The organism is Bacillus sp. 275 (assembly GCF_001999205.1).
Classification (GTDB): domain Bacteria; phylum Bacillota; class Bacilli; order Bacillales; family Bacillaceae; genus Bacillus; species Bacillus velezensis.
This window is the reverse complement of the sequence record NZ_CP019626.1, coordinates 1,530,679-1,554,991: the sequence shown is the minus strand read 5'-3', so window position 1 is coordinate 1,554,991 and position 24,313 is coordinate 1,530,679. Positions and strand designations below refer to the sequence as shown.

Annotated in this window: 24 protein-coding genes, 1 pseudogene and 1 riboswitch; of the genes and pseudogenes, 15 read left to right on the top strand and 10 right to left on the bottom strand. The window is 47.1% G+C overall.

Going from position 1 to position 24,313, the window contains the following annotated elements; translation table 11 throughout:
* Positions 1-149: 149 nt before the first annotated feature.
* The 8 genes from BZ167_RS07435 (at position 150) to BZ167_RS07400 (ending at position 11,685) form a co-directional block, all read left to right on the top strand.
* On the top strand, positions 150-1,235 hold the full coding sequence (locus BZ167_RS07435; RefSeq protein WP_060675352.1) for a lipoprotein YdaJ: 1,086 nt from the start codon (positions 150-152) through the stop codon (positions 1,233-1,235).
* Positions 1,216-2,064 carry a diguanylate cyclase domain-containing protein gene (locus BZ167_RS07430; protein WP_041482102.1) on the top strand — a complete coding sequence of 283 codons (849 nt, stop codon included), beginning with the start codon at positions 1,216-1,218 and terminating at the stop codon, positions 2,062-2,064. The genes BZ167_RS07435 and BZ167_RS07430 overlap by 20 nt, the downstream gene beginning before the upstream one ends.
* Positions 2,054-3,781, top strand: a complete 1,728-nt coding sequence (locus BZ167_RS07425; RefSeq protein ID WP_077392011.1) for a DUF2334 domain-containing protein — start codon at positions 2,054-2,056, stop codon at positions 3,779-3,781. The genes BZ167_RS07430 and BZ167_RS07425 overlap by 11 nt, the downstream gene beginning before the upstream one ends.
* A complete protein-coding gene (locus tag BZ167_RS07420) occupies positions 3,774-5,036 on the top strand; it encodes a glycosyltransferase family 2 protein (protein WP_017419244.1) in 1,263 nt (420 codons plus the stop codon). The genes BZ167_RS07425 and BZ167_RS07420 overlap by 8 nt, the downstream gene beginning before the upstream one ends.
* A gap of 5 nt (positions 5,037-5,041) precedes the next feature.
* Positions 5,042-7,147 (top strand): cellulose biosynthesis cyclic di-GMP-binding regulatory protein BcsB, encoded by a 2,106-nt coding sequence (locus BZ167_RS07415; protein WP_061890427.1) that lies wholly within the window; start codon positions 5,042-5,044, stop codon positions 7,145-7,147.
* A gap of 135 nt (positions 7,148-7,282) precedes the next feature.
* A riboswitch (cyclic di-AMP (ydaO/yuaA leader) is annotated at positions 7,283-7,429 on the top strand.
* A gap of 156 nt (positions 7,430-7,585) precedes the next feature.
* Positions 7,586-9,406 (top strand): APC family permease, encoded by a 1,821-nt coding sequence (locus BZ167_RS07410; protein ID WP_077392010.1) that lies wholly within the window; start codon positions 7,586-7,588, stop codon positions 9,404-9,406.
* A 53-nt stretch (positions 9,407-9,459) separates the two neighbouring features.
* Positions 9,460-9,906, top strand: a complete 447-nt coding sequence (locus BZ167_RS07405) for an NUDIX hydrolase (protein WP_015239176.1) — start codon at positions 9,460-9,462, stop codon at positions 9,904-9,906.
* A gap of 57 nt (positions 9,907-9,963) precedes the next feature.
* Complete coding sequence (locus BZ167_RS07400) at positions 9,964-11,685, top strand: pyruvate oxidase (RefSeq protein WP_060675354.1); 1,722 nt, start codon at positions 9,964-9,966, stop codon at positions 11,683-11,685.
* Positions 11,686-11,849: 164 nt separating this feature from the next.
* Here BZ167_RS07400 and BZ167_RS20480 read toward each other — a convergent pair whose 3' ends face one another.
* From BZ167_RS20480 to BZ167_RS07370, 5 genes are all read right to left on the bottom strand, one after another.
* Entirely contained in the window at positions 11,850-12,080 is a 231-nt protein-coding gene (locus BZ167_RS20480) for a hypothetical protein (RefSeq protein WP_033575060.1), read from the bottom strand.
* Between the two features lie 380 nt (positions 12,081-12,460).
* Positions 12,461-13,018 carry a hypothetical protein gene (locus BZ167_RS07385; RefSeq protein ID WP_033575058.1) on the bottom strand — a complete coding sequence of 186 codons (558 nt, stop codon included), beginning with the start codon at positions 13,016-13,018 and terminating at the stop codon, positions 12,461-12,463.
* Between the two features lie 95 nt (positions 13,019-13,113).
* On the bottom strand, positions 13,114-13,692 hold the full coding sequence (locus tag BZ167_RS20325) for a hypothetical protein (protein ID WP_170936342.1): 579 nt from the start codon (positions 13,690-13,692) through the stop codon (positions 13,114-13,116).
* A gap of 225 nt (positions 13,693-13,917) precedes the next feature.
* Positions 13,918-14,184: a hypothetical protein gene (locus BZ167_RS07375; protein WP_060675355.1), complete on the bottom strand. Its 267-nt coding sequence runs from the start codon at positions 14,182-14,184 to the stop codon at positions 13,918-13,920.
* A gap of 104 nt (positions 14,185-14,288) precedes the next feature.
* Positions 14,289-15,566: an Nramp family divalent metal transporter gene (locus BZ167_RS07370; RefSeq protein WP_088005335.1), complete on the bottom strand. Its 1,278-nt coding sequence runs from the start codon at positions 15,564-15,566 to the stop codon at positions 14,289-14,291.
* 655 nt (positions 15,567-16,221) lie between these two features.
* On the opposite strand from BZ167_RS07370, the gene BZ167_RS07360 reads away from it, so the two are divergent.
* The gene (locus BZ167_RS07360) at positions 16,222-16,575 is read left to right on the top strand and encodes a hypothetical protein (protein ID WP_007410203.1); all 354 of its coding nucleotides are present in this window, start codon (positions 16,222-16,224) and stop codon (positions 16,573-16,575) included.
* 58 nt (positions 16,576-16,633) lie between these two features.
* Here BZ167_RS07360 and BZ167_RS07355 read toward each other — a convergent pair.
* The 3 genes and pseudogenes from BZ167_RS07355 to BZ167_RS07345 form a co-directional block, all read right to left on the bottom strand.
* Positions 16,634-16,849 (bottom strand): annotated as a pseudogene (locus BZ167_RS07355) (DUF2188 domain-containing protein); the annotation flags it as partial.
* Between the two features lie 57 nt (positions 16,850-16,906).
* Entirely contained in the window at positions 16,907-17,314 is a 408-nt protein-coding gene (locus BZ167_RS07350; RefSeq protein WP_015416856.1) for a DUF5360 family protein, read from the bottom strand.
* On the bottom strand, positions 17,311-17,676 hold the full coding sequence (locus BZ167_RS07345) for a DMT family transporter (RefSeq protein WP_017419236.1): 366 nt from the start codon (positions 17,674-17,676) through the stop codon (positions 17,311-17,313). Before BZ167_RS07345 ends, BZ167_RS07350 begins: the two co-directional genes overlap by 4 nt.
* Positions 17,677-17,842: 166 nt before the next feature.
* On the opposite strand from BZ167_RS07345, the gene BZ167_RS07340 reads away from it, so the two are divergent.
* From BZ167_RS07340 to BZ167_RS07325, 4 genes are all read left to right on the top strand, one after another.
* The gene (locus BZ167_RS07340; RefSeq protein WP_053573668.1) at positions 17,843-18,649 is read left to right on the top strand and encodes an EcsC family protein; all 807 of its coding nucleotides are present in this window, start codon (positions 17,843-17,845) and stop codon (positions 18,647-18,649) included.
* Between the two features lie 100 nt (positions 18,650-18,749).
* Positions 18,750-19,121, top strand: a complete 372-nt coding sequence (gene gsiB, locus BZ167_RS07335) for a glucose starvation-inducible protein GsiB (RefSeq protein WP_012116853.1) — start codon at positions 18,750-18,752, stop codon at positions 19,119-19,121.
* 134 nt (positions 19,122-19,255) lie between these two features.
* Entirely contained in the window at positions 19,256-19,615 is a 360-nt protein-coding gene (locus BZ167_RS07330) for a cupin domain-containing protein (protein ID WP_015416860.1), read from the top strand.
* Positions 19,590-19,949 carry a DUF4937 domain-containing protein gene (locus BZ167_RS07325; protein ID WP_015416861.1) on the top strand — a complete coding sequence of 120 codons (360 nt, stop codon included), beginning with the start codon at positions 19,590-19,592 and terminating at the stop codon, positions 19,947-19,949. The genes BZ167_RS07330 and BZ167_RS07325 overlap by 26 nt, the downstream gene beginning before the upstream one ends.
* 36 nt (positions 19,950-19,985) lie before the next feature.
* Here the strand turns inward: BZ167_RS07325 and BZ167_RS07320 are convergent, their stop codons facing one another.
* Positions 19,986-20,807, bottom strand: coding sequence for a manganese catalase (locus BZ167_RS07320; RefSeq protein ID WP_012116856.1), 822 nt, complete (start codon positions 20,805-20,807; stop codon positions 19,986-19,988).
* Between the two features lie 85 nt (positions 20,808-20,892).
* Positions 20,893-21,945, bottom strand: a complete 1,053-nt coding sequence (locus BZ167_RS07315) for a TRAP transporter substrate-binding protein (protein WP_061861169.1) — start codon at positions 21,943-21,945, stop codon at positions 20,893-20,895.
* A gap of 80 nt (positions 21,946-22,025) precedes the next feature.
* Here BZ167_RS07315 and BZ167_RS07310 point away from each other — a divergent pair, with 80 nt between their 5' ends.
* Both BZ167_RS07310 and BZ167_RS07305 read left to right on the top strand, forming a co-directional pair.
* A complete protein-coding gene (locus tag BZ167_RS07310; RefSeq protein ID WP_031378646.1) occupies positions 22,026-23,648 on the top strand; it encodes a two-component system sensor histidine kinase DctS in 1,623 nt (540 codons plus the stop codon).
* Positions 23,623-24,294, top strand: coding sequence for a two-component system response regulator DctR (locus BZ167_RS07305; protein ID WP_003156219.1), 672 nt, complete (start codon positions 23,623-23,625; stop codon positions 24,292-24,294). Before BZ167_RS07310 ends, BZ167_RS07305 begins: the two co-directional genes overlap by 26 nt.
* Positions 24,295-24,313 lie beyond the last annotated feature (19 nt).

Here is a 24,313-nt window from a genome sequence, read left to right as displayed (position 1 = left end):
GAAAAGGTGAGCAGACGGCGCTCCCATTTAAAATTTCCCAATGTGAAAAAATGCTAGTATTCTTTTATCGTTTCCTATATAGTAAAAATACTTTGTGAAAAAATAAGATATGGGTCTAAAAAAGGATTTATAAAATAGGAGGATGGACTGTGAAGCAATTCGTTTTTCGCCTGATGATCCTTTTGATTTCGATCGTTCTGACGGCGGGGTGCGCGGAGGCCGGCACTGAAAAACAGGCGGCAGCCGAACCGTCCGGGCCGCTTCAGCCCGCAGAGCATTTTATTTATCATAAATTGATGAACGGGCGGGGGATGATCCGGACGAACATAACCGGTGAGCCGGAATATTTATCAGAGTCTCTCGGACTATGGATGGCATTTTTGCTGAACAGGAAAGATGAACGGCAGTTTCAAGCGCAATATCAGCTTCTCACCGATTCGTTTCTGACGAAAAACGGGCTCGTGTCGTGGAAGATTGACGGGAATAAAGCGAGCGGCACCAATGCCTTAATTGACGATTTCAGAATCATGAACTGTCTGAATGAGGCCGGAACCCTATGGGGAAACAGTGAATACGGGAAAACAGCGGTGCAGATCGGGAAGGCGCTGGAAAAATACAATACGAATGACGGGTATTTTACGGATTATTATGATGCCGCTTCAAATGCCGCGTCAAAGACCGTGACGTTGTCCTATGTCGATCCCGGCGCCTTACAGATGCTCAGAGAAAAGGGGATTATCGATGAGAAAACGGAAAACAGGAACCTCGATGTTCTCAATCTTGCGCCCCTGAAAAATGGTTTTTTGCCGAAATCGTTCAATACCGAAACTAAGGAATACAAATATGACAGCGAAGTCAATGTTATCGACCAGCTGTATGCCGCCGTGAATCTGAAGCGGGGCGATGGCAAAGCCGCTGTGCTGTCGAAATGGATGATAAAGGAATTTAAGTCGCGCGGACAGCTGTACGGACGATACAGCGCAGACACGAAGGAGCCGGCGGTTCAATACGAATCACCGTCCGTTTACGCCCTGGCCGTTCTTTTTTTAGCAGAACAAAAAGCTGATCCGGCTGTCATCAAGCCGCTTTATGAAAGAATGACTTCATTTGAAACACTGGACACGCTGAAACCTGATTACGGCGGCTATATGAGCGGGGGCGATACACATTCTTTCGATAACCTGCTGCCGCTTCTGGCTGAAAGGAAATTGTTTAATGAAAATATCATTCAATGAATCACAAAAACTGTGCAGCTACACAGCGGTTATGCTGGTGCTGCTGTCTTTTTTTATTTACTATGCGTCTCAGCAATCCGCAGGGCTTCTGATAACCTGCATCACATTGCTTGTTGCGGGAGCCGGCATATGGTTCGGGGCAATCTACGCGCTCGTCATCACCTTACTCGTCTTATTTGTTCTCGGCAGTCTGCTCCTGTGGTTTCAGACCGGGAGCTTTATGGCGTCTGCCGGTGCCGAAAGTCTGCAGGTGCTGGTCATTTGGGGGATTGCGCTGCTCGTCTTTTCTTACATAGCGGGAAGGATTCACGAGTTGGCGAAGGGGCTTGAGCGCTCAGTGAAACAGCTGCGTGAAGAGATTACGAGCTTTGTCGCCGTCGACAGGGTGACCGGCTTTGACAACCATCTGCGGATGAAGCTGGAGCTTTCTGAGGAAATCAAGCGGGCGGAACGTTACGGCAATTCCTTCGTCTTTTTGCTGCTGCACATGCATTATTTCAAGGAATTCAAATCCCTCTACGGAGAAAAAGAGACCGACCGCCTGCTGGCGTTTATCAGCCGCCAAATCCGGTCAAGCGTTCGGGAAACAGACAAAAAATTCAGGCCGTCCGCCGAACGGTTCGGCATCGTGCTGACCCATACGCCTGAAGAACACATGCCGGCCGTTCTGGCGAAGCTGAAAAAGGAATTGGATACGTACCGGCTGCAAAACGGTAAATACGTCTCCATCACCTTCCGTGTATGTTACTTGGCGTACCGAAAGGATTTACAAACGGCCGAGCAATTTTTAAATGAACTGGAAAACGAGATGATGATGAATGAACTCTAAATGGATACGTCTCTTACTCTCGGCGCTCTTCATGATTTCGGCGGTTTATGTTCCCCGTCCGGCGGAAGCAAAAGACAAAAAGGACGGCATTCTCATTATTTATACAAGCACGGACGGCAAAGAAACCGCTGAGGTCAAAATGCTTGATCTGACCGCGGGCCATTTCTCATCCGCCGTCACCGTGAAAAGCGACGGAGACATCACAGCCGCGGACCTCAAAAAGAATCGGCGCGTCATCTATTACGGCGTCACGAAAAAAAAGCTCAGCGCATCATTCGTGTCTCTGATCAGCAGCATGCCGCAGCAGCTTATCAGCATCGGCTATAACGCCGGGCAGTTCCGCCAATTTGCGGGTTTGTCCCTGACAGAGAAAGAAACGGTATACCGCATTTACGGTAAGAAAGAAAAAACAGACATGCCGCTTGAAAAAGGGATGTCCGTGCTCGGCGTATCGGGAGTAAAAGGGGAGTCCCTTTATACATACCGGTCCGGTGACGGCAGCACCCGCCCTTTTATGTGGAAAACGGCGCGCTCTGACTATTATTTCGGTGTGACGAGCCTGTTAAATGATTCGTTTCTGACGGCGAAAGCGCTGCGCAGCGCATTCGGAGAATCAGCGGGCGGCACCCTCCTTTATTTACGGCTTGAAGACATCAGTCCGATGTCAGATGAAAGATTGCTTTACGAAGCGGGCGCTTACCTGCATAAAAGACACATTCCGTTTATTCTGGCGGTCATTCCGGTCTATCTCAATCCGGAAAACGGAGAAAAAGTATACTTGGCGGACAAGCCGAAAATGGTCAGCGTCCTGAAAAAACTTCAGCAAATGGGCGGCAGCATCATTGTTCACGGCTACACGCACGCATACCGATACAGCGAAACGGGAGAAGGCTTTGAATTTTGGGATGCCAAAGCGGATCAGCCGATTACGTCAGAAAATGCGGATGATACTCCGGTCAAGCTTGAAAAGGAACAGGATTTTCCGAATGAAAAAGCGTACCGGGCGTATGTGAAGCCTTTCCGTGAAAAAGAAAAAATCTACACGAGAACGAAGCTGGAGCAGGCGATTGACGATCTGACAGAGCTCGGCCTTTACCCGCTGTCATTCGAAGCGCCGCACTATACGATGTCTGAAGAAGGCTACAAAATCGCATCTTCTTATTTCTCCAGCATTTTCGGACAAGTGCAGCTCAGCGGCACGACGTGGAAAACCTCGGGCGCCCCTCCGTTCGTCTCAAAGCCGGCTATGCTGGACGGGATGACGCTGTACCCGGAAACAATCGGTTATGCCGATAACTCAAAGGAAAATCCGCTCGGAGATATGGAGAATCATATTTCGCAGATGATTGATTTCGGCGGCGGAACGGCGGGCGGTTTCTACCATCCGTATCTCGGCATGAAATACCTCCCCGAGCTCGTCAATCAGATGGAGCGAATCCCCGGCGGCGAGTGGCTCGATCTGAAGAAAACGAAGCAAACGGTAACGTCGGACAGCGTCAGGATCAAAACGGACGGAGACGGGACCATTCATGTGGAAAACAAGATTCATCCGATAACGGCCTTTTTCAATCACCATCAGCAGACGCCTCTGGAAAAAGCGCTTTGGATTCTCTCCGGCGTGGTGTTATTGTTTATCATCATGTTCGCCTGCTACGTCCTTTATTTGCGCGCCACATTAAAAAAACGAATTTTTAAGGAGAGAAGGAGCCTTGAGTAACATTCTGTTTTTTATCTCATTAAGTTTAATATGGGTGATGCTTCTCTATCACATGTTTCTGATGCAGGGCGGATTCAGGCATTATATGACCTTCGAACGGAACATTCCGAAATGGCGCGCAAAGATGGGGGAGCTCCCGAAGGTCAGCGTGCTCATTCCCGCCCATAATGAGGAGGTCGTCATCAGGCAGACGCTGAAGGCGATGGTGAACCTGTATTATCCGAAAGACAGGCTTGAGATCATCGTCGTTAATGATAATTCCTCCGACCGAACGGGAGACATCGTCAATGAATTTTCCCGTCAGTATGACTTCATTAAAATGGTCATTACAAAGCCCCCGAACGCCGGAAAAGGAAAATCTTCGGCGCTGAACTCAGGGTTCGCGGAATCGAACGGAGACGTGATCTGCGTGTATGATGCGGACAACACGCCGGAAAAAATGGCGGTGTACTACCTGGTTCTCGGTCTGATGAATGATGAGAAAGCAGGAGCGGTTGTCGGGAAATTCCGTGTCATCAACGCGGCCAAAACGATCCTGACGAAGTTTATCAATATTGAAACCATCTGCTTTCAGTGGATGGCGCAGGGCGGCAGATGGAAATGGTTCAAAATCGCCACCATCCCGGGGACGAACTTCGCGATCAGGCGGAGCATTATCGAACAGCTCGGCGGCTGGGATGATAAGGCGCTGGCGGAGGATACAGAGCTGACCATCCGCGTCTATAATCTCGGCTACCATATCCGCTTTTTCCCGGCGGCTGTGACATGGGAGCAGGAGCCTGAGACATGGAAGGTGTGGTGGCGTCAGCGGACAAGATGGGCGCGCGGCAACCAATACGTTGTTCTCAAGTTTTTATCCCAATTTTTCAAGCTGAAACGCAAGCGGATCATCTTCGATCTGTTTTATTTCTTTTTTACGTATTTTTTGTTTTTCTTCGGTGTGATCATGTCAAACACGATTTTTATCATCAATCTTTTTTATGACCTGCATCTGGCTGTCGGGTTTTTGGCGATGATTTTGTGGATACTGGCCTTTTTCCTGTTTATGACTGAGGTCATGATTACTTTAAGCATTGAAAAAACAGAAATGAACAAACAAAACTTCTTTATCGTATTTCTGATGTACTTTACATACTCCCAGGCTTGGATCGTGCTCGTCATCTGGTCACTATTCACAGAGATCAAGCACCGCTTGTTCAAGCAGGAAGTCAAGTGGTACAAAACGGAGCGATACAATCAAAATAAAAGCGGGTGACCTTTTTGAAAAAAGCGATCATATTGATAACTGGCCTTTTGCTATTGATGTATAACGGGCAGGCGGCCGCGGCCCGGGAACTGAAAACGGACGGTTCCGCCCTCGGAACAAGCGCCGGCGCAAAAGAGCAGCAGGCGCTGACTGGCGATCTGATGACACTGTACGGGGCGAAAGACAGCGCAGAGCTGACCTATCAGATTCCTGCGGGAGCTTCGAATGCCGATCAGTCGCTTCTGATTGATTACGAGGCGTCAAACTTATTAATTGCCCCGTCTTCTTTAACCATCGCAATTGATGATGAACCCGTCAAATCCATAAAGCTTGACGGCAGCTCCAAGCGGAAAACGGTGAAGCTCAATCTCAGCAAAAGCCAATCCGCCCAAGGCTATCACAATGTATCATTGCAATTTTACGGCGTATTAAAAGAGGGCGTCTGCGTCAGGCAGGATACGTCAGGCAACTGGATAAAAATTTATCCGGACAGCCGCCTTGTGCTTTCAGAAGCAAGCAAGTCAAAGGGAGCGGATCTCGGCCATTTCCCGTATCCGTTTGCCCAATCAGGCAATACGGGTGAAGAAACCGATATTATCCTTCCTGACAAAACGACCTCGGCGGAAGCTGAAGCCGCAGTCAAAGCAGAAGCATTTCTGAAAACGGCAGACAGCAGGCTGAAGGTATCCTATGTAAAAGAATCCGACGCCGGCAAAATCAGCAATCCGTCAATTGTCATCGGCGCTGATCAGCATTGGAACGGGAAAATAAAAGAGCTTTTCGAACGCGGGAACATCAAAGCGGAAGACAACAAACTTCTTCTCGCTGAACGGGTTCTGACATCAGGGGACAAACGGCAGCCCGTCCTGTTTGTCACGGCGCAATCAGACAAAACGCTGGCGGATAAAATCCGCGTCATCACAGACAGCGCTTATTCAAGCCAGCTGGGCGGAGATACTTTGACAATCGGCCGCCTTCAGCCCGCTGCGGAAAAGACAGGCAATAAACTGACACTAGAGGACTTCGGCGCGGGAAATGTAACGGTCGGATCAAACAAAACGGCGTCAGAGCACTTCTTTTACCCTGCGGCTGCCGCTGTTGATAAAGACGGTAAGGTCAAGCTTTCACTTACATTAAAAACGTCGGAATCGATCCGGACGAAGGCGGATTCAGATGATGACGCTGAGAGAGCGGAGCTGAACGTCATGGTCAACGGACAGCCGAATGCGGTGCGTCTTGATGATCTCGGCAATAAAGATAAAGACGGCTTTTACCACGTCTCCATCCCGATTGATCCGAAGCTTTTGCGAAGCAGCAGGTACATTGATCTGCAATTTGTCACATCAGGTTTGAAACATAACAATCCGTGTATCGACCGTGACGAAAACAAATGGGTCTATATTGATAAAAGCAGCACGCTGACGTATCCGGTAAGCGATGCGGCGCAGAAAGCGGATTTCGGGCAATGGCCGCTCCCGTTTGCGGGCGGCGGGAAAGAGAAAACAGTGATCGTCATCCCGGATGGCGTAAACATACAGACATTGAAAGAACTTTCTCTGGTGGCGGATTCATTCGGAAACGGCTTTACCGTAAAGACGGCATCAGACATGAAGGAAGCGGATGCCAAAGGCCGGAATGTTGTGTTTATCGGAGGCCTGCCGCAAATCCCGCTTTTAAAGTCAAACGCCTCTAAGCTTCTCGTGCCGTCAGACCGCAGCGGCGCGTACGATGTTTCTTCGTTTCAGATGCTGAATGAGACAACGAAACAAGTTGCGTTTACCCAGGAATCACCTTGGGACTCCGGCCGGAGCATCGCTGTTTTTGCTCCGTTATCGGGAAGCGGCGCGTCTGTCACAAAAGAGCTGATCAGCTTTTTAGACAGCACAAGCGATGCCGCAACCGTCATTAACGAAACAGCCGGCCGGCAGCTGTTTTCGAATCATCAGCAAATCAAGTCCGATGACAGCAGTCCGGCGGCTGATACGAAGAGCCGGTCCGCAGCACTGAACGTTACGTATATTGCTGTTTTCGCGGCGCTTATGATCATTGCGGCCGGTCTGATCTGGCTGACGGCAAGAAGGAAAAAAAGGAAAGCGGATCATGAAAAAAGCGAAGAGTAATGATGGAAAAAGAGGCCGTTCACAGGCCTCTTTTTTTTGTATTTTGATTTCCATTTTTGGCGGTGATTTTTTTATTTTTGAAACAGCATAAAAGCCCCTTTACAACTGAACGGGACGGGAGTATGATCTCTTTTATAATCTATATCGCTTAATCTGTAATCAGAGCGGGGGAACCAATTTGCGGCGCGTGATGCCGCTTGGGGTGAATCCTTTTTCAGGTAGGGCCAACTCTCATCAGCCCGAATCCGACAGCTAACCTCGTAAGCGTTCATGAGAGGAGATGAATGAAACCTGTGCACGATTATGGCGCAGGGGCATCCGTTTGCCTCTGTGTCTTTTTGCTGTGCTGAAATATGGCATGCAATCAGCATTCGGAGACATCATAGCAGTAAGGGTTTGTAAATCAAACGGAAAATGAAAAAAAGGGGAAAACAACAAATGTACCATTCAATCAAAAGATTTTTGATTGGGAAACCGCTGAAATCACAGGCGGCCGGAGAGCAGAAACTCACGAAACTCAAGGCGCTCGCCATGCTTTCTTCAGACGCGCTGTCATCAGTTGCTTACGGAACGGAACAGATTCTGATCATTTTGGCTGCGGTAAGCGCGGCCGCGTTTTGGTATTCCATTCCGATCGCAGCGGGTGTTCTCATTTTGCTGCTTGCTTTGATTCTGTCCTACAGACAGATTATTTACGCTTATCCGCAAGGCGGAGGCGCTTATATGGTTTCTAAAGAGAATCTTGGTGAGAAGCCCGGCCTGATTGCGGGCGGCTCATTGCTTGTTGATTATATTCTGACGGTGGCGGTAAGCATTTCTGCCGGAACTGACGCGATTACATCGGCATTTCCGGCCCTGCACCCGTATCATTTGCTCATTGCTGTTTTGCTTGTGATTCTGATTATGATTTTAAATTTGAGAGGACTGTCAGAGTCGGCGTCCATTTTGGCGTATCCCGTCTATCTGTTTGTGGCGGCGCTTGTCCTTTTGATCGTCGTCGGGCTGTTTAAGCTCATGACGGGCCAGGTTCATCCGGCCGAGCATACACCAATCGGCACGCCCGTAGCGGGCATCACGCTGTTTTTGCTGCTGAAGGCCTTTTCTTCAGGGTGTTCGGCGCTGACCGGTGTTGAAGCCATTTCAAACGCGATCCCGGCCTTTAAAAATCCTCCGGCAAAAAACGCGGCCCGCACTTTGGCCATGATGGGGATTCTGCTGGCGATCTTATTTACGGGGATTACGGTGCTGGCGTACGGCTACGGCACGGGTCCGAAGCCTAACGAGACCGTTATTTCACAAATCGCCGCGGAAACATTCGGCCGCCATACGGTGTATTATTTCATTCAAGGCGTTACATCATTGATTCTCGTGCTTGCGGCGAATACGGGCTTTTCCGCATTTCCGCAGCTGGCGTTTAATTTAGCGCGCGATCAGTATATGCCGAGAATGTTTACGGTACGAGGCGACCGGTTAGGCTTTTCAAACGGCATCATCTTTCTCGGTATCGCGTCCATCCTGCTCATTCTTTTATTCGGCGGCCGCACGGAACATTTAATTCCGCTTTATGCCGTCGGCGTGTTCATTCCGTTTACGCTGTCGCAGACGGGAATGTGCATCAAGTGGATCAGGCAGAAGCCGAAGGGCTGGGCGGTAAAAATGCTGATTAACTCATGCGGCGCCGCCATTTCATTTATGGTGCTGTGTATTTTATTCGCGACGAAGTTCAATCTTGTCTGGCCGGTGCTGTTATTCATGCCTGCTGTCGTGATGCTGTTTTTCGTCATTAAAAATCACTACACCGCGGTCGGCGAACAGCTGCGGGTCGTTGATCAGCAGCCTGAGGAAATCAGGGGAACCGTCGTCATCGTGCCTGTCGCTGGTGTCACCACCGTCGTCCAAAAATCGATTCAGTATGCGAAATCATTATCGGATCAGGTCATTGCGGTTCATGTTTCCTTTGACAGAGAACACGAAAAAAAGGTGGAAAAGCGCTGGGAAGAGCTTCATAACGGCGTCCGTCTCGTCACCCTGCATTCCTCATACCGCAGTCTGGTTCACCCGTTTGATAAGTTTTTGGAAACGGTCGAACAGAAAGCGAAAAAAGAACAGTTCTCCGTGATGGTGCTGTTTCCGCAATTTATTACGAAAAAACGCTGGCAGACCATCCTTCACAACCAATCAGCCTTCTTGCTCCGCGTCCGGCTGTTTTGGAAGAAGGACATAATCGTCGCCACCCTGCCGTATCATTTTAAAAAGTAACGGCAAAGACCGCAGGCTAAAATGCCGCGGTCTTTTTTGTAAAGGAGGACGACATGGCACAAGGCGCTTTTGTCATCATACAAAATGACGGGCGGGACATATTGCTCGTAAAACGAAAAGACGTTCCACTATGGGATTTGCCCGGGGGCAGGATTGAAGAAGGTGAAACACCTGAAGCCGCAGCCGTCAGAGAGGCCTTCGAAGAAACCGGGTATAACGTGACCATCCTGCAAAAATCCGGTGAGTATGAAAGGCCGGCATTTGAAGATACACAGCACGTTTTCATCGGAGCCATTACCGGAGGAACACCGCTGATGAACGGATCGGAAACCGCCGCTTTACGCTGGTTTTCCCCAAACCGGCTGCCGCTGTTCATGGTGCCGAACAGAAAACGGCAAATAAAAGACGGACTCAATGGGGCGGCAAATCGTAAGGCAGTCCTTAAAGACCGAAATCTGTTATCCATCCTTGATCTGCTAAGAAAAAAGCTGAGAGTATAGCCCGTGTTTCAACCCGTATGAAAAAGGGGATGAATACAGGTAAAAGGAGGATGCAGTATGCCAAGTAAAACAGCAGGACACGTAATGACGGAGCTGCTTGAACAATGGGGAGTCGGTCATATATACGGCATTCCCGGAGACAGCATTAATGAATTTATCGAAGAACTGAGACATGAACGAAATAACCTGACATTCATCCAAACCCGGCACGAAGAAGTCGCAGCCCTGGCTGCCGCGGCTGAGGCAAAACTGACCGGGCAGATCGGTGTCTGCCTTTCAATCGCAGGACCGGGGGCCGTTCATCTGCTGAACGGTTTATACGACGCCAAAGCGGACGGCGTTCCGGTGCTGGCGATTGCGGGACAGGTGGCTTCCGATGAAATCGGCCGTGACAGCTTTCAGGAAATCAAATTAGAGCAGATGTTTGAGGACGTGGCGGTATTCAACCAGCAGGTACATACGGCAGAAGCGCTGCCCGATCTTCTGAATCAGGCGATCCGCACGGCTTACAGCAAAAAAGGTGTTGCCGTTTTAACCGTTTCTGATGATTTATTCGCGCAAAAAATCAAACGGGAGCCGGTTTACACATCGCCAATATACCTCAAAGCTGATATAGAGCCGAAAAAAGAACATCTCGTGACATGCGCGCAATATATTAACAACGCAAAAAAACCGGTCATTCTCGCCGGCCAAGGGTTAAAATCAGCAAAAGAGGAGCTGCTCGCATTCGCCGATAAAGCGGCCGCTCCGATTGTGATCACCCTTCCGGCAAAAGGCGTCGTGCCTGACAGCCATCCCCACTTTCTCGGGAATCTCGGGCAAATCGGCACAAAGCCCGCCTACGAAGCAATGGAGGAATGCGATCTGCTGATCATGCTCGGCACATCGTTCCCATACAGGGATTATCTCCCGGATGATACGCCCGCTATTCAGCTTGATTCGGATCCGGCGAAAATCGGCAAGCGCTATCCCGTCAATGCGGGAATCGTCAGTGATGCGGCTCTGGGGCTGAAAGAGCTGACGGAATACATTGAATATAAAGAAGACAGAAGATTTTTGGACGCCTGCACCGAGCACATGAAGCATTGGTGGAAGGAAATCGAAAAAGATGAAACCGAGGCGACTCATCCGCTCAAGCCCCAGCAGGTCATCGCCCGGCTTCAGGATGCGGCCGCAGACGATGCCGTTCTGTCGGTGGATGTCGGAACGGTTACGGTGTGGATGGCCCGCCATTTTAAAATGAAGAAGCAGGACTTTATCGTCTCAAGCTGGCTCGCCACGATGGGATGCGGGCTTCCGGGAGCGATTGCCGCAAGCCTTGCCGAACCTGAGCGGCAGTCCATCGCCATTTGCGGAGACGGCGGATTTTCAATGGTGATGCAGGATCTGCCGACAGCTGTTAAATATAAACTGCCGATTACGGTTGTCATATTAAACAACGAAAATTTAGGCATGATTGAATATGAACAGCGGGTCAAAGGCAACATTGACTACGTCACCCAGCTGCAAAATATGGATTACGCCGCTTTTGCAGAAAGCTGCGGAGCAAAAGGCATCAAAGTGACGAAACACGAGGAATTGGCTCCCGCTTTTCATGAAGCGCTCAACTCAAATGAGCCGGTCGTCATCGACGCCGTCATCGGCGACGAGCCGCCGCTTCCGGGGAAAATCACTTACGGCCAGGCGAAGGGCTTCAGCAAATACATGCTGAAAAACTTCTTTGAAAACCAAAAAATCGAAATGCCGTCACTCAAGAAAAGCTTAAAACGGCTGTTTTAAAAAGCCGGCGCTTTTAAAAAATAAACAGGCAGCATGCCTGTTTATTTTTTTGTTTGTTGAGCGGCTTGCTTGCATATAGCCGTCCTAAATGAAAACGATGATTGTGAAAATCGGCAGCTGGCGAGCGCTGGCTGATCAAAAAACTTATGAAGGACCAGTGCAATTCATCTCAAGAACAGCCAGAGAGCGGTCACAACAGCGATCATAAAGTAATCTCCCTCATTCAGTGTAGTTCCATTTTTGACAAACACATGTCCCATCCGGTTTGTCTTTGTCCCTTCCGGGGTTTTAAGCGCAATGTTCTTCCCTATATTGTAATAAACAATTTTAAACAAATAATACGCCAGCGAACAGAATAAAAAGAGCAACATGAACTTGCCAATAAACAATATCATGTTTCATTACTCCCTATTGCAGTTTTTTCGTTTGAATATATGACGGAAAAGTCAGGATGTTATATAAAAGGAGAAGTATTTTAAAGAGGCTGGTGTTAAAGATTAATGAACGGTTCGCCGCAACATCCCCAGATCCGGAATCATTTCAAAACGAAAGAGAAGCCCGAGGATTATTAAAAAACAGTCGCTAATTTGTCCGCTTTTTTTTGAACATTTGATCTAAGATGAACATAAAGAGGGTGAATAAGAAGGACACCGTAATCATATCTATCAGAAATATATTAGAGGTTCTTTTTATTAATAGCAGCCATACCACCTGCAAAACTAAAGAAATAGAAAAATAGGATATATATGTCATAATTCTCATATTTGTTACCCCCTTAGCCTAATTTCTCTTTTGTGATCTTATCCAAATTAGTGAAAAGGATATCCAATCCCGAAAATAAGAAAGTGATGAACAATGAAAGAAGAATTTCTCCACCTTGAAATATAGATATGTTCTCAATGATATGATTGGAAACGTATTGGATTGAGAAGTAAACAGCAGCCCATGCAAAAATGAATTCAAGGATATAGGCTGACCAAGCAGGCAATGTCAAAACATGAGTCATTCCTTTTACAATTGCCGTAAGGATTAGCATATAAACTAAAGCTAAAATACTGACGACGACAGAAAATATGTATAAGTCTGAAAGTGAACCATAGATGATATATTCTCCGAAAAAATGATTTACAGTTATAGCTGCAAAATACATAACTAGGCTGGGTACAGTTATAGCGAAGAACAGGGAGAATCCAATAAGTAAGATGAATGCTGCATGAGCTAAGCGGTTTGGCGGTGTATCCACGATCTCTTTTTTTAATAGAATCATAAAAATAAGAGATGAAATCACAAGGCAGCATAAGAAAGTGAGCAGAACAGTAAAAAAGACAGTCATGTGCCATCTCCAATGAAAAAGTGCTATTAGAGTGAATCTAACAGCACTTTGCATTACTTCATACGTATTTTCCTGACGATCATTTATGAATGATTTTAAAATGCTTTCATTGCTAAAGTTGTCAATTGAGCGAGGTTTTTAGCCTGGCTGTCAGAAAGTCCGGACTTTTTAAGTGAAAGATAAAGATTCTTTTCCACGTCAGTCCAGCTTAAGGCGACATACTCGTTCAGCATTTTCTTTAAAACCGGTTCGATGTGTTCATTGAAAACGGATTCGAGTTCATTTCTTATTTTCTTTCCTGCTAATTTTTCAACAAGATTGAATAATTTTGTTTTATTTTTCAGCACTTCTCTGATTACATCTTTGACTGGTTTTGACACAGATGCATCGCTTTGTGCTTTAAGTCCGTAGGAAAATTGCGTATCAGTCTGATAAAAAAATGATTTGGTCGTTCCAGTGGCATTGGCAGTATTATTATGATTTTCTTTAGCTAAGGATGCGGGGACAAAAGTAGTAGTTACAAGGGCTAAAGATGCGGCAAACAGAATGCCTTTAGCTGCGTGTCTAATGGGAAATCCTCCTTTAGAAATGTAGTGTAGAGAGAAATGATAGACTATGTATTTAGGCGGGACCGATATGATCCGCTTTGAACATTTTCCCCTCTCAGATACCATTCTATCAATAGGTATTTTTGGGGTAAATAGGATTTTAATACAGTATTTTTCTTATAATTCAAAATCTTCTTTAGCAGGATTCATTTTGGCTGCAGTTTCGATGAGATGGGACATGGGCTGGAGCCTATATAACACATGTACAGGCTGATTGAGGCGGAATCACATTATCGGAGCGGTTTTATAATTTAGGGTTAATGAATAAAAATAAACAGGCGGCATGCCTGTTTATTTTCGTTTGCGTGAAAGAGCGAAGAAAAACGGGAAGGCGGAGCCGGCCAATAACGTACCGAATAAAAACATGCCCCCGATGAACACATGATAGTTCACCCCGCCGATCCAAAGCCCCGTGATTAAGGAAACGATGCTTAATGCGATCATGAAAAAGCCGGGAATCAGACGTTTCTTACCCGTTGTCCGATAAGCAAAAAGAGAACAGAAGATGCCGATGACAATCGGCACAATCCACAGATAAAAAAGGATAAATACTGACATAAGCAAAACTCCGATTTTTCTTCTATCATACCAAAAACGCCCGGAAAAAGATACGAACGGCACCCGGCGTCAAAAGAAAAACCGGCCGCAATGGCCGGTTTTTTCTAACGGAATGAATCGTAGATCACAAACAGATTAAGCGCGATCACCAAAACCGCAATCAGCCAGGCAAGAGCCGTCACCCATTTTCGGTTCGTCAGGGCGCCCATCAGGCGTTTGTTGCTTGTAAACATAATCAGCGGCACGAGCGCAAAGGAGATGCCGAATGAAAGAACGACCTGGCTCCATACGAGCGCTTCTGTGGCGTTGACCCCCGAGATAATGATGATCATCGGCGGAATGATGGTAATGAAACGCCGCAAATAAAGCGGGATACGGTAACGGATGAAGCCCTGCATGATAATATCGCCTGACAATGTGCCGACAGAAGAGCTTGAAAGCCCTGCGGCCAGCAGCCCGATCCCGAAGAGAATGGCTGAAGCCGGTCCGATATAGTGGCCGAATTGCTGATAAGCCACGTCTAAATCTTCTACATACAGCCCGTTCTTGAAGAAAAGCGCGGCAGCGACGATGAGCATGCTTGCGTTAATCGCCCCGGCGATCACCATCGCGATGAGAATGTCAATCGTCTCGAATCTAAAAATCTTTTTCCGCTCACTATCTGTTTTTCCGACGACACGGCGCTGTGTCAGCGCGGAATGTAAGTAAATGGCATGCGGCATCACGGTTGCGCCGAGTATCCCGGTTGCCAAGAGCACACTGTCCATTCCGTCAATTTTCGGGATAAACAGCCCTTCGAGAACGGAGGCGGCGTCAGGTTTGGCAAAGAAGGTTTGCAGAGCGAAGGCGATCACCACGACAAACAGAAGTCCGGCGATGCCCGCTTCCAGCGCCCGGTAACCCCGGCGCTGCAGCTCTAAAATCGCGAATGATCCGATCGCCGCGATAATGGCCGCTTCAACCATCGGTATGCCGAACAGCAGGTTGAGCCCGAGCGCCGCCCCGATAAATTCTGCCAGATCAGTTGCCATAATCACCAGTTCACCCTGTATCCACAGCCCGGCTGATACCCATTTCGGATACCGGTCTCTGGCGATTTCCGGAAGGTTTTTACCCGTGGCGATTCCGAGCTTCGCGGAAAGAACTTGAATTAAAAAAGCCATCAAGTTTGAAAAGAGGATGACCCACAGCAGCATATACCCAAATTTCGAACCAGCTGAGATATTCGTAGCGAAGTTTCCCGGATCAATGTAGGCAATCGCCGCGATAAAGGCTGGGCCTAAGAAAGGCAGAAGCCGCTTGAATCCCTTGCTTTTGCCGTCAAGTGCATCCTGCACGGCTTTTGCTTGCAGTGATTGTGCTGAGATGTCTTTGCTCATTATGTCTCACCTAAATTCCGATAGATTTTTAGCTAAATAACAAAAAGTTTCCTAGATGCAAATTATTTTATCTACATCATAAATCCGCTATTATGAGATGTCAAGTTCTTTATGTTCAATAAACCGGCACATTGATGCCCTGTTTTATCTATGATATGTATCCCGCCGAAGAAAGGTCCGAAAATGAAAACGGCATCGTTCCGGGAAAGAAGCGATGCCGTTCGCAAAGCGTGTTTCCGCCTCCGATCATGCACGGATGCGTGGAGCGTTCTTTTAAAAAGGTGAAAAGAGGACACTTGCCTATATAACTTCACAACTTTCTGTCCGCCCAACTGATTTGAGAAAAAGACGCTGTATTTCCTCCGTTTTCCCAGGTAAATAGAATAATAATGTTTCTTTCCATTGGAAGATAAAACCTTTCTGTACCATTCAAATGACCTCCGGAAAAACTCCGGCCGCTCTGAATAAACGTTTGAATCAACGATATATCAGTGATTCCAGTCCAATAAACCGCTGTTATCTATCAAAAAAAGAATCGGCATGGTCACTTGCGAAGAAAAGAAGTTGGAGCATTAGACTTATTTCAGTCTCCCGGGCAAAAAAGTATAATAACGTCAGGAAAGCTTTCCAGCCATATGATAAAAGAGGGGGAATTTTCTTGGTACGTCGTTTGTCGATCATTTCTTTAGCCATGATTTTTGCTGTTTCTTTATTCGCTTTTGGCGGCTCTGCATCAGCAGCAGCTTTCAAACCTAAAGCTGAACCGGACGTTTCCATTTTAGCCAGCGGGGGCACAGTCGGTATTTACGGTGCTAATATGCGCTCATGCTCTAAGGTCAGCTGTTCAACGATCACAACATTCTCAAGCGGTAAAAAAATTACAGGTTCTTGGGTAACCGGAGAATATGTTCAAGGCCACTACACCAATTCCAATAAATGGCTGAAAGTCACGTATGCAGGAGCGACAGGCTACGTTTCAGTCACCACACTATCTTATTATTACGGTTTATAATCAGAAAAACCTCGTTCTCTTGAGAGCGGGGTTTTTCCTTTATTCCGATTCAATTTCCGCGTTTCGTTTCATCATCGTGTTTCATCAGCTGATCGATTTCTTCCTTAGAAGCGTTTTTTTTCCACTCTTTCGCCTGACTTGTCGCAATGGGAATGGCCCGTCCTTCTTCATAACCCTCATCTACCATCGCATTCGCGATTTCGATCGCTTTTTTCTTCACAGGTTCCTCGAGATTCTTCAATGATTGCGGATAATCCTTCATAGACCAAGGCATGTCTATCACTCCTTTATGAAAAGTGTTTCCCGCCTGAAGAAAAAGAAAACCGCCTTATCAAAAAGAATGACAGCTAGTTTTACGAGAGACCAGCAATTTCCGAATAAAATATAAAGGATAAAGAAGCAAGTACAGATTGAATGCCCACCACATAAGATCAAAATCACCGATAAATACCCAAAAGGCTATCGCTTGCAGGCCTGAACAAAAGGTCAGCACAAGTGATATTAATGCGAAAGAGCGCCATAACGCATGTTTCCGTTTATAAAGAAACAAGCTGTACAGCCCGGTTATCGAAATGAAAATATCTAAGGGAAAGAATGACCAGTTCCAGGCCATGATCATGGCGTTATCATAATCTTTAAACACCATGTTTTTTGGAATCCACTCAAAAAAAGTAACAATCCAATAAACGATAAATCCAATATCTGTAATGAGGAAGAGAACCTTTAACCCTTTCATCATCTGTTTCTGTCCGTATGAACGCTGATGCCGTTTGATGACGTTTCACTTTCAGAAATAAAGTTTAAGGAAACGACACCGATGATGATCAAAAGAACAGAGACAGCTTTTATGACAGAGAACTGTTCATGAAAGAAAAAAATTCCGATCATGGAAATCAGCACGATCCCCATCCCCGACCAGACCGCATACGCGATGGAGACACTTATATATTTCAAAGTCAAAGTAAGAAAACAAAGGCTGCCGATATAAAACAATAATAATAAAATACTTGGGACAAGTTTTGTAAATCCATTTGATAATTTCATGCTGACCGTACCCAATACTTCAAAAATGATCGCTAAACTTAAATAAATCCATTGCATTCAACATTCTCCTTCAATCGTATTATTCAAAATTATACAATATACAGAATTTGAAGAAAATTAAACAATGGAATGTTTTCCGGATAAAAAATCCGGCCGGGTGTAAAAAGAAAACGCCATAAAGGTATACTATGAACAAAGAAATCAGAAAGGACGTGCAGGACGGGTGACAGAAGAGCGGACAGACCTGGAAAGACAACTGAGAGACATTCAAAAATGGGAAAAGGCGCAGCAGAGGGTGATGTTCTGGCAAACATTCACCCGCTTGCCGTTTCAGCTTTTGGACAAGCTGACACCGCAATTTATTCAGAGGAAAATCGGACTCATTCTCGATGAAACGGGAACGTTTATTCAGTCAGGCGGACAGTACCTGACATCTGAAAAGCGCATCATGAATAAGTTTCAAAAACGGCTGCCGCACGGTACATGTCAAACGCTTCACGACATCCGCATTGCGCCGCTTGCCGTCATGGACGAAATCGCAGAAGCCGTAGCGCGTACAAGCGTAAAGGCCGCGACGGTGCAGGGAGCCGCAACGGGAGTCGGCGGCGTATTCACGCTGGCGGCAGACATTCCGGCGATGCTCGGCCTGTCCTTAAAGACGCTGCAGGATATCGCGGTTGCTTACGGCTTTGATCCGAAAGACAAGAAAGAACGCGTGTTTATCGTCAAATTGCTCCAGCTTGTATCCAGTGACGTCATCGGAAAAAAAGCGATCCTGCAAGATTTACGGCAATATGATCAAAACGACCGCGCCTATCAGCGCGTCGCCTCGCAAATCCAAGGCTGGCGGGAAGTCGTTTACAGCTATCGCGATACGTTCGCCGCGAAAAAACTGCTGCAAATGGTTCCGGCCGCAGGTATCATCTTCGGCGCGTCCGCCAACCGTTCAGCTTTAGAAAGCATCGCGGAAACAGGCATCATGCTTTATAAAAAACGCCGGATTCTAAAACGCATGAAGGATACAGAATGATAAAAAACCGCCCGAAAACACATTCAATGTGTTTTCTTTGTTTAGCAGTTCTGAAATCGGGAAACCAACAACCAACACCAATTAAAGGAGGAATTCAAAAATGGCACAAGATAATAACAAAATGAGCAGAGAAGAAGCAGGTAAAAAAGGCGGAGAAGCGACAAGCAATAACCATGACAAAGAATTCTATCAGGAAATTGGTCAAAAAGGCGGAGAAGCAACAAGCAAAAATCACGACAAAGAATTCTATCAGGAGATCGGTGAAAAAGGCGGAGAAGCAACAAGCAAAAATCACGACAAAGAATTCTATCAGGAAATCGGTGAAAAAGGCGGAGAAGCCACTAGCAATAACCATGACAAGGAATTCTATCAAGAAATCGGCCAAAAAGGCGGAGAAGCCACAAGTAAAAATCATGACAAAGATTTTTATAAGGAAATCGGCCAAAAAGGCGGAAACAGACGAAGCAGCTAATAAAAGCATAAAAGGCAGACAACCTGCAGATCAAAAGCGATCCGGCGCATCAGCTGGATCGCTTTTTATTTTGGGAAAATCTTGATCTGAGCCGCCGTTGAGATACAATAAAATGAAAAAGGGGTTTTTCACTCGTGTCTGACATGCTGAATTTGCTCGCTATCGCCAATAAAGTCAAAGAAAAACACGACAATTTTTCAATCGCGGAGATCAATGACCACTGTGTGCGCCTCGCAGTGTTTACGGGAGAATATGACTGGCACCATCACCCTGACTCAGATGAATGGTTCATCGTTCTGGAAGGTGAGCTGCTGATCGATTTTAAGGACAAAGAAACCGCAGTGCTCAAAGCAAATGACAGCCTGCTCATCCCGAAAGGCACGATTCACCGCACCCGCTCTTACGTCAGAACCGTGAATCTGTGTGTTGAGCATACGCGTGCGAAAACAGTCATCACAGAGGAACGTCATGCTGATCAAAAAGATTGTATGTGAAACAGACGCTGCAAACGCTGAAGCATTTGCGCAAGCACAGTCAAGGTGGGGAGCATTATCATGTGTAAATGGCTTCGTCAAACAGGCCGGCGGGTGGCGGAAAAACGCAGACGGCCTGTTCATCGCAGAGATTATCAGCGTTTGGGAGAACAGACAGGCCTATGATGATTTTATGGAGAACGAACATGACCGAATATACGAAGAAAACGAGCAGAAGGCTGCGATTCTTTCAATAGAAGTGATGCTGTATGAAGAGGATGAACATGTCATTCACGAGCTGTTACATCACCCGGACATCCGATACGAACCGGACTGGACGGTTCTGAAGGCATAATGAAAGCCCAAAACAGTTTGTTTTGGGCTTGTGTCTTTACTCGCGTCCGGGAAGCGTGTTGTGGACATACGGCGGGACGGGATCCAGCTTAGCTATTTCGCCGTGCGCTTTCGGTTCCTTTTCGTATTCGAATGGTTCTCCGTCCGGCGCTGTTTCCTTCAGCCAATTTTGTTCAGCGCTTTCTCCGCCATCTGAGAAATGAATAAGCTTATGGGAGAATGACTGTTTTTCCAGCGCCTTCGGGAATGTGGAAGGAACGATCGGACCTTCCTGTTCTTCTAATTCTTTAATGGCCGCAAGCCATTGGTTTTGATGCATGGTATCGCGGGCCAATAAAAAGCTGAGCATATCTTTCACGCCTTTATCATCGGTCATTTCATACAGGCGTGCGACTTGAAGCCTTCCTTGTGATTCGGCGTTCAGATTGGCGCGGAAGTCTGCCAGAAGGTTTCCGCTTGCGACGATATAGCCTGCGCTCCACGGAACGCCCGTGCTGCTCTCCGGCATTGCGCCGAGTCCTGAGACAATCGCATGATGCGGATTCATCCCGCCTAAAATGGACCCGATGACCGGATCATCAGCCGCTTTTTCCTGCTCTGCCAGCGGGGCGTCTTCTAACAGTCTCGCAATCATCGTCGCGATCATTTCGACATGGCCGATTTCTTCCGTCGCGGTATCCATCAGAAGATCCTTATATTTTTCATTGCCCCGTGTATTCCATCCTTGGAACAAATATTGCATGGCGACGGATATTTCCCCGTATTGTCCCCCTAAAATTTCCTGCATCTTTTTTGCGAACAGCGGGTCAGGACGATCCGGTTTAGCCGGATGCTGCAGTTTTTTCGTATGTGTAAACATGTCTCCATCTCCTTTTTTTTGCTCTGTCCCTATTTACTTCCCCGGCGGGAAAAGGGATGAAACGGAGATGGGCGTATTGGTCCTGCTAAGGCTCGCGGCGCAAGGATAACAAATCCTGCACAAGCCCGCGGCCGATCATCTGTTCATATTGTCCGTAAATCGGGTCGAGGCGTTTCATCCATGTGTTCTTTTCCGCTTTGCTCAGCACATGAATATGAATGGATGAATTCTTCTTTATCTCTTCAAGCTGGTCTTTATTCATTTTCTCAGCGGAGGCTTCGTTCCATTCCGTCGTTTCTCTCATCGCCTCCGTTAAGATGGTTCTCGTTTTTTCTGTCTGCGAATTCCAGAAATGCTCGTCGGTCATCACGGCATAACCGAGGTACCCGTGATTGCTGATTGTCAAATAATCTTGAACATTATAAAATTTTTTAGAATAGATATTTGAAATCGTATTTTCTTCTCCGTCTACAAGATTGCTTTCCAAGAGCTGAAACGTGGAATTAAAGGAATCCTGCCGCGGGCGCGCGCCGAGCAGGCGGTACTGGTCTTCGATCACGCTGCTCGGCATGATCCTGAGCGCCTGTCCTTTCAAATCGTCCGGAGTGAAGATCGGTCCTTTATTTGACGTAAGCTGCTTAAACCCGTTCGTCCAGTACGCCAGTCCTTTCAAATGATGCTTTTCTAATGAAGCGAACAGGCGTGTGCCGATTTTGCCGTTCAGGCCTTCTTGCACGGCTTTATAGTTTGTAAACGCGTACGGCAGATCCAAAACACCCCATTCGGGAGACAGTGATCCGAGCTTTGAGGTGGAGGGAGCGATGAATTGCACGTCCCCGTTTTGGAGGGCGTTTATTTCTTCATTATCCGAATAGAGGCTCCCGTTTGGAAACACCTCTACTTTAATGGTGCCGCCGGATTTTTGATAGACAAGTTCGGCAAACTTATTCGCCGCCCGCCCTTTTGGCGTGTTTTCAGCAACGACATGGCTGAATTTGAAAACGATTTGATCTTTCAGGCCTTCCTGTTCGTCATCATAATACGGTTCTTCCGTTGAGAAACGATCATGAAAGCCGATGAATAAAGCGGTTCCGATACCGAGTACCATCAGGCTGAGACAAGTCAGCAAGCTTTTCATCGAAAACCCCCTCCGCCATTTTCTATAACAAGCATAATCGGGCGGGCCGTTTTCGTAAAGAGACGGAAAGGAAGAGGCCAATGACGAAAAAAAAGCTCACCATCCGCTGGAAAATCACCATACTTTCGTATATCGTCGTGCTTTTTACCTTTTTGATCGTCGGCATCGTGCTGATCGGCAATATTCAGCATACAGAGGAGCGCGAGCTGAAAAAACGGCTGATGAATACCGCGCGGACGGTATCTGAGATGACCGATGTCAAACGCGCCCTCGAGCAGAAAAAACAAAGGGAAGACGTGCGCCATGCGGTCGAAGAAATAAGGATCATCAATGAAGCGGACTACATCGTCGTCATGGATATGGATCATATCCGCTATTCACATCCCGTCAGCACAATGATCGGAAAGCGTTCAAGGGGTGAGGACGAAGCCGCGGCGTTCGCCGAGCACATTTATTTTTCCGAAGCAAAGGGAGAGATCGGCACCGCCGTCCGCGCTTTTTATCCCATCAAAGACCGGAATTTGAATCAGATCGGCGTCGTTCTGGCCGGTAAAACGCTGCCCGGATTCGGTGAAATTCTTCTTCAGCTGAAACATGAAATTCTGTTTATCGTTCTGCTGGCGCTCGGGTTCGGACTGGCCGGCTCCTTTTTGCTGGCCCGCCACATCAAAAAACAAATGTTTTGGCTGGAGCCCCATGAGATCGTGAGAATGTATGAGGAACGGACCGCTACGTTTCATTCAATGAATGAGGGCGTCATCGCGATTGATAATCAGCATCACATCACCATTTTTAATGAAAAAGCGAAGCAGATATTCAATGTCAGACAAGAAACAGACGGCAGGCTTATCTGGGACGTGTTAAAAGATTCGCGCCTCCCTGAAATCGTCGAGCGGAACCGAGCCGTATATAATGAAGAAATCCAAGTCAGCGGAAAGGTGATCATGAGCAGCAGAATTCCGATCGTCATGAAAAAGAAGGTCATCGGAGCCGTCGCCATTTTTCAGGACAGGACGGAAGCGGCGAAAATGGCGGAAGAACTGACAGGTGTGAAAAATTTTGTCGATGCGCTCAGAGTTCAAAATCATGAACATATGAACAAGCTTCACACCATCGCGGGACTGATTCAGCTCGGAAAATCAGAAAAAGCGCTCCAGCTTGCTTTTAAGGAATCATCAGAACAAGAAAGCGTCACCGATTTTCTTCATCAGGCCATTCAGAATGACGCTGCGGCGGGACTGCTGTTAAGCAAAATCAAAAGAGGAAAAGAGCTTGGCATTTCTGTGAAAATTGATGAAAACAGCAGTTTCTCGGCATTTCCGGAGCATGTCGACCAGCATGACATCGTCGTCCTGCTCGGCAATTTAATTGAAAATGCGTTCGGCGCATTCGAAACAGCGGACACGGAGGACAAACATATTGACATCAGTATCGAGCAAAATGATGAAGTGCTTGCTATATTAATAGAAGACAACGGAAGCGGGATTTCCGATCAGCACATCCCGCACCTTTATGACAAAGGGTTTACCGTCAATAAAACGGGAGGAACGGGATACGGCTTGTACCTCGTCAAACAAATCGTCGACAAAGGGATGGGCATTATTGAAGTCGACACACGGCAGGGACAGGGAACGGCATTTTCTATTTTATTTCCGATGAAGGGGGAGGAATCATTCGATGGACATCAAGGTGCTGCTTATTGAAGATGATCCGATGGTGCAGGAGGTGAATAAAGAATTTATCACCGGTGTTTCGGGGTTCAGCGTCATCGCCACAGCCGCTGACGGAGACGAGGGAATCAGGCTTATAAAAGATCTGAGGCCCGGGCTCGTGGTATTAGACGTATACATGCCGAAAAAAGACGGAATTAAAACACTCCAGGAAATCAGAAAACAAAAGCTCGAAGTGGACGTCATCATCGTCTCGGCCGCAAAAGACAAAGAAACAATCCAGCTTATGCTGCAAAACGGTGCGGCCGACTATATTTTGAAGCCGTTTAAGCTGGAGCGGATGAGACAGGCGCTCGAAAACTATAAACAATATAAACGGAAAATTGAAGAGCATGACACCATGTCGCAAGAGCAGCTTGACATGCTGCTTAAAATTCCGCAAAATCCGTCCCGGGATCTGCCGAAGGGGTTAAATCATTTTACGATGAATGAAATTTTGACCTATATGAAACAGCAGACGGAGCCGCTTTCAGCTGAAGAAGCCGCCAAAGCGCTCGGAATCGCCAGGGTGACAGCGCGGCGTTATCTTGATTTTCTTGAAAAAGACGGCCAGATTAAGCTCGACATTCAATACGGGGGAGTGGGCCGGCCGGTTAACCGCTACAAATTCGTCCGCTAGCCGAGACCAAAAAGACCAA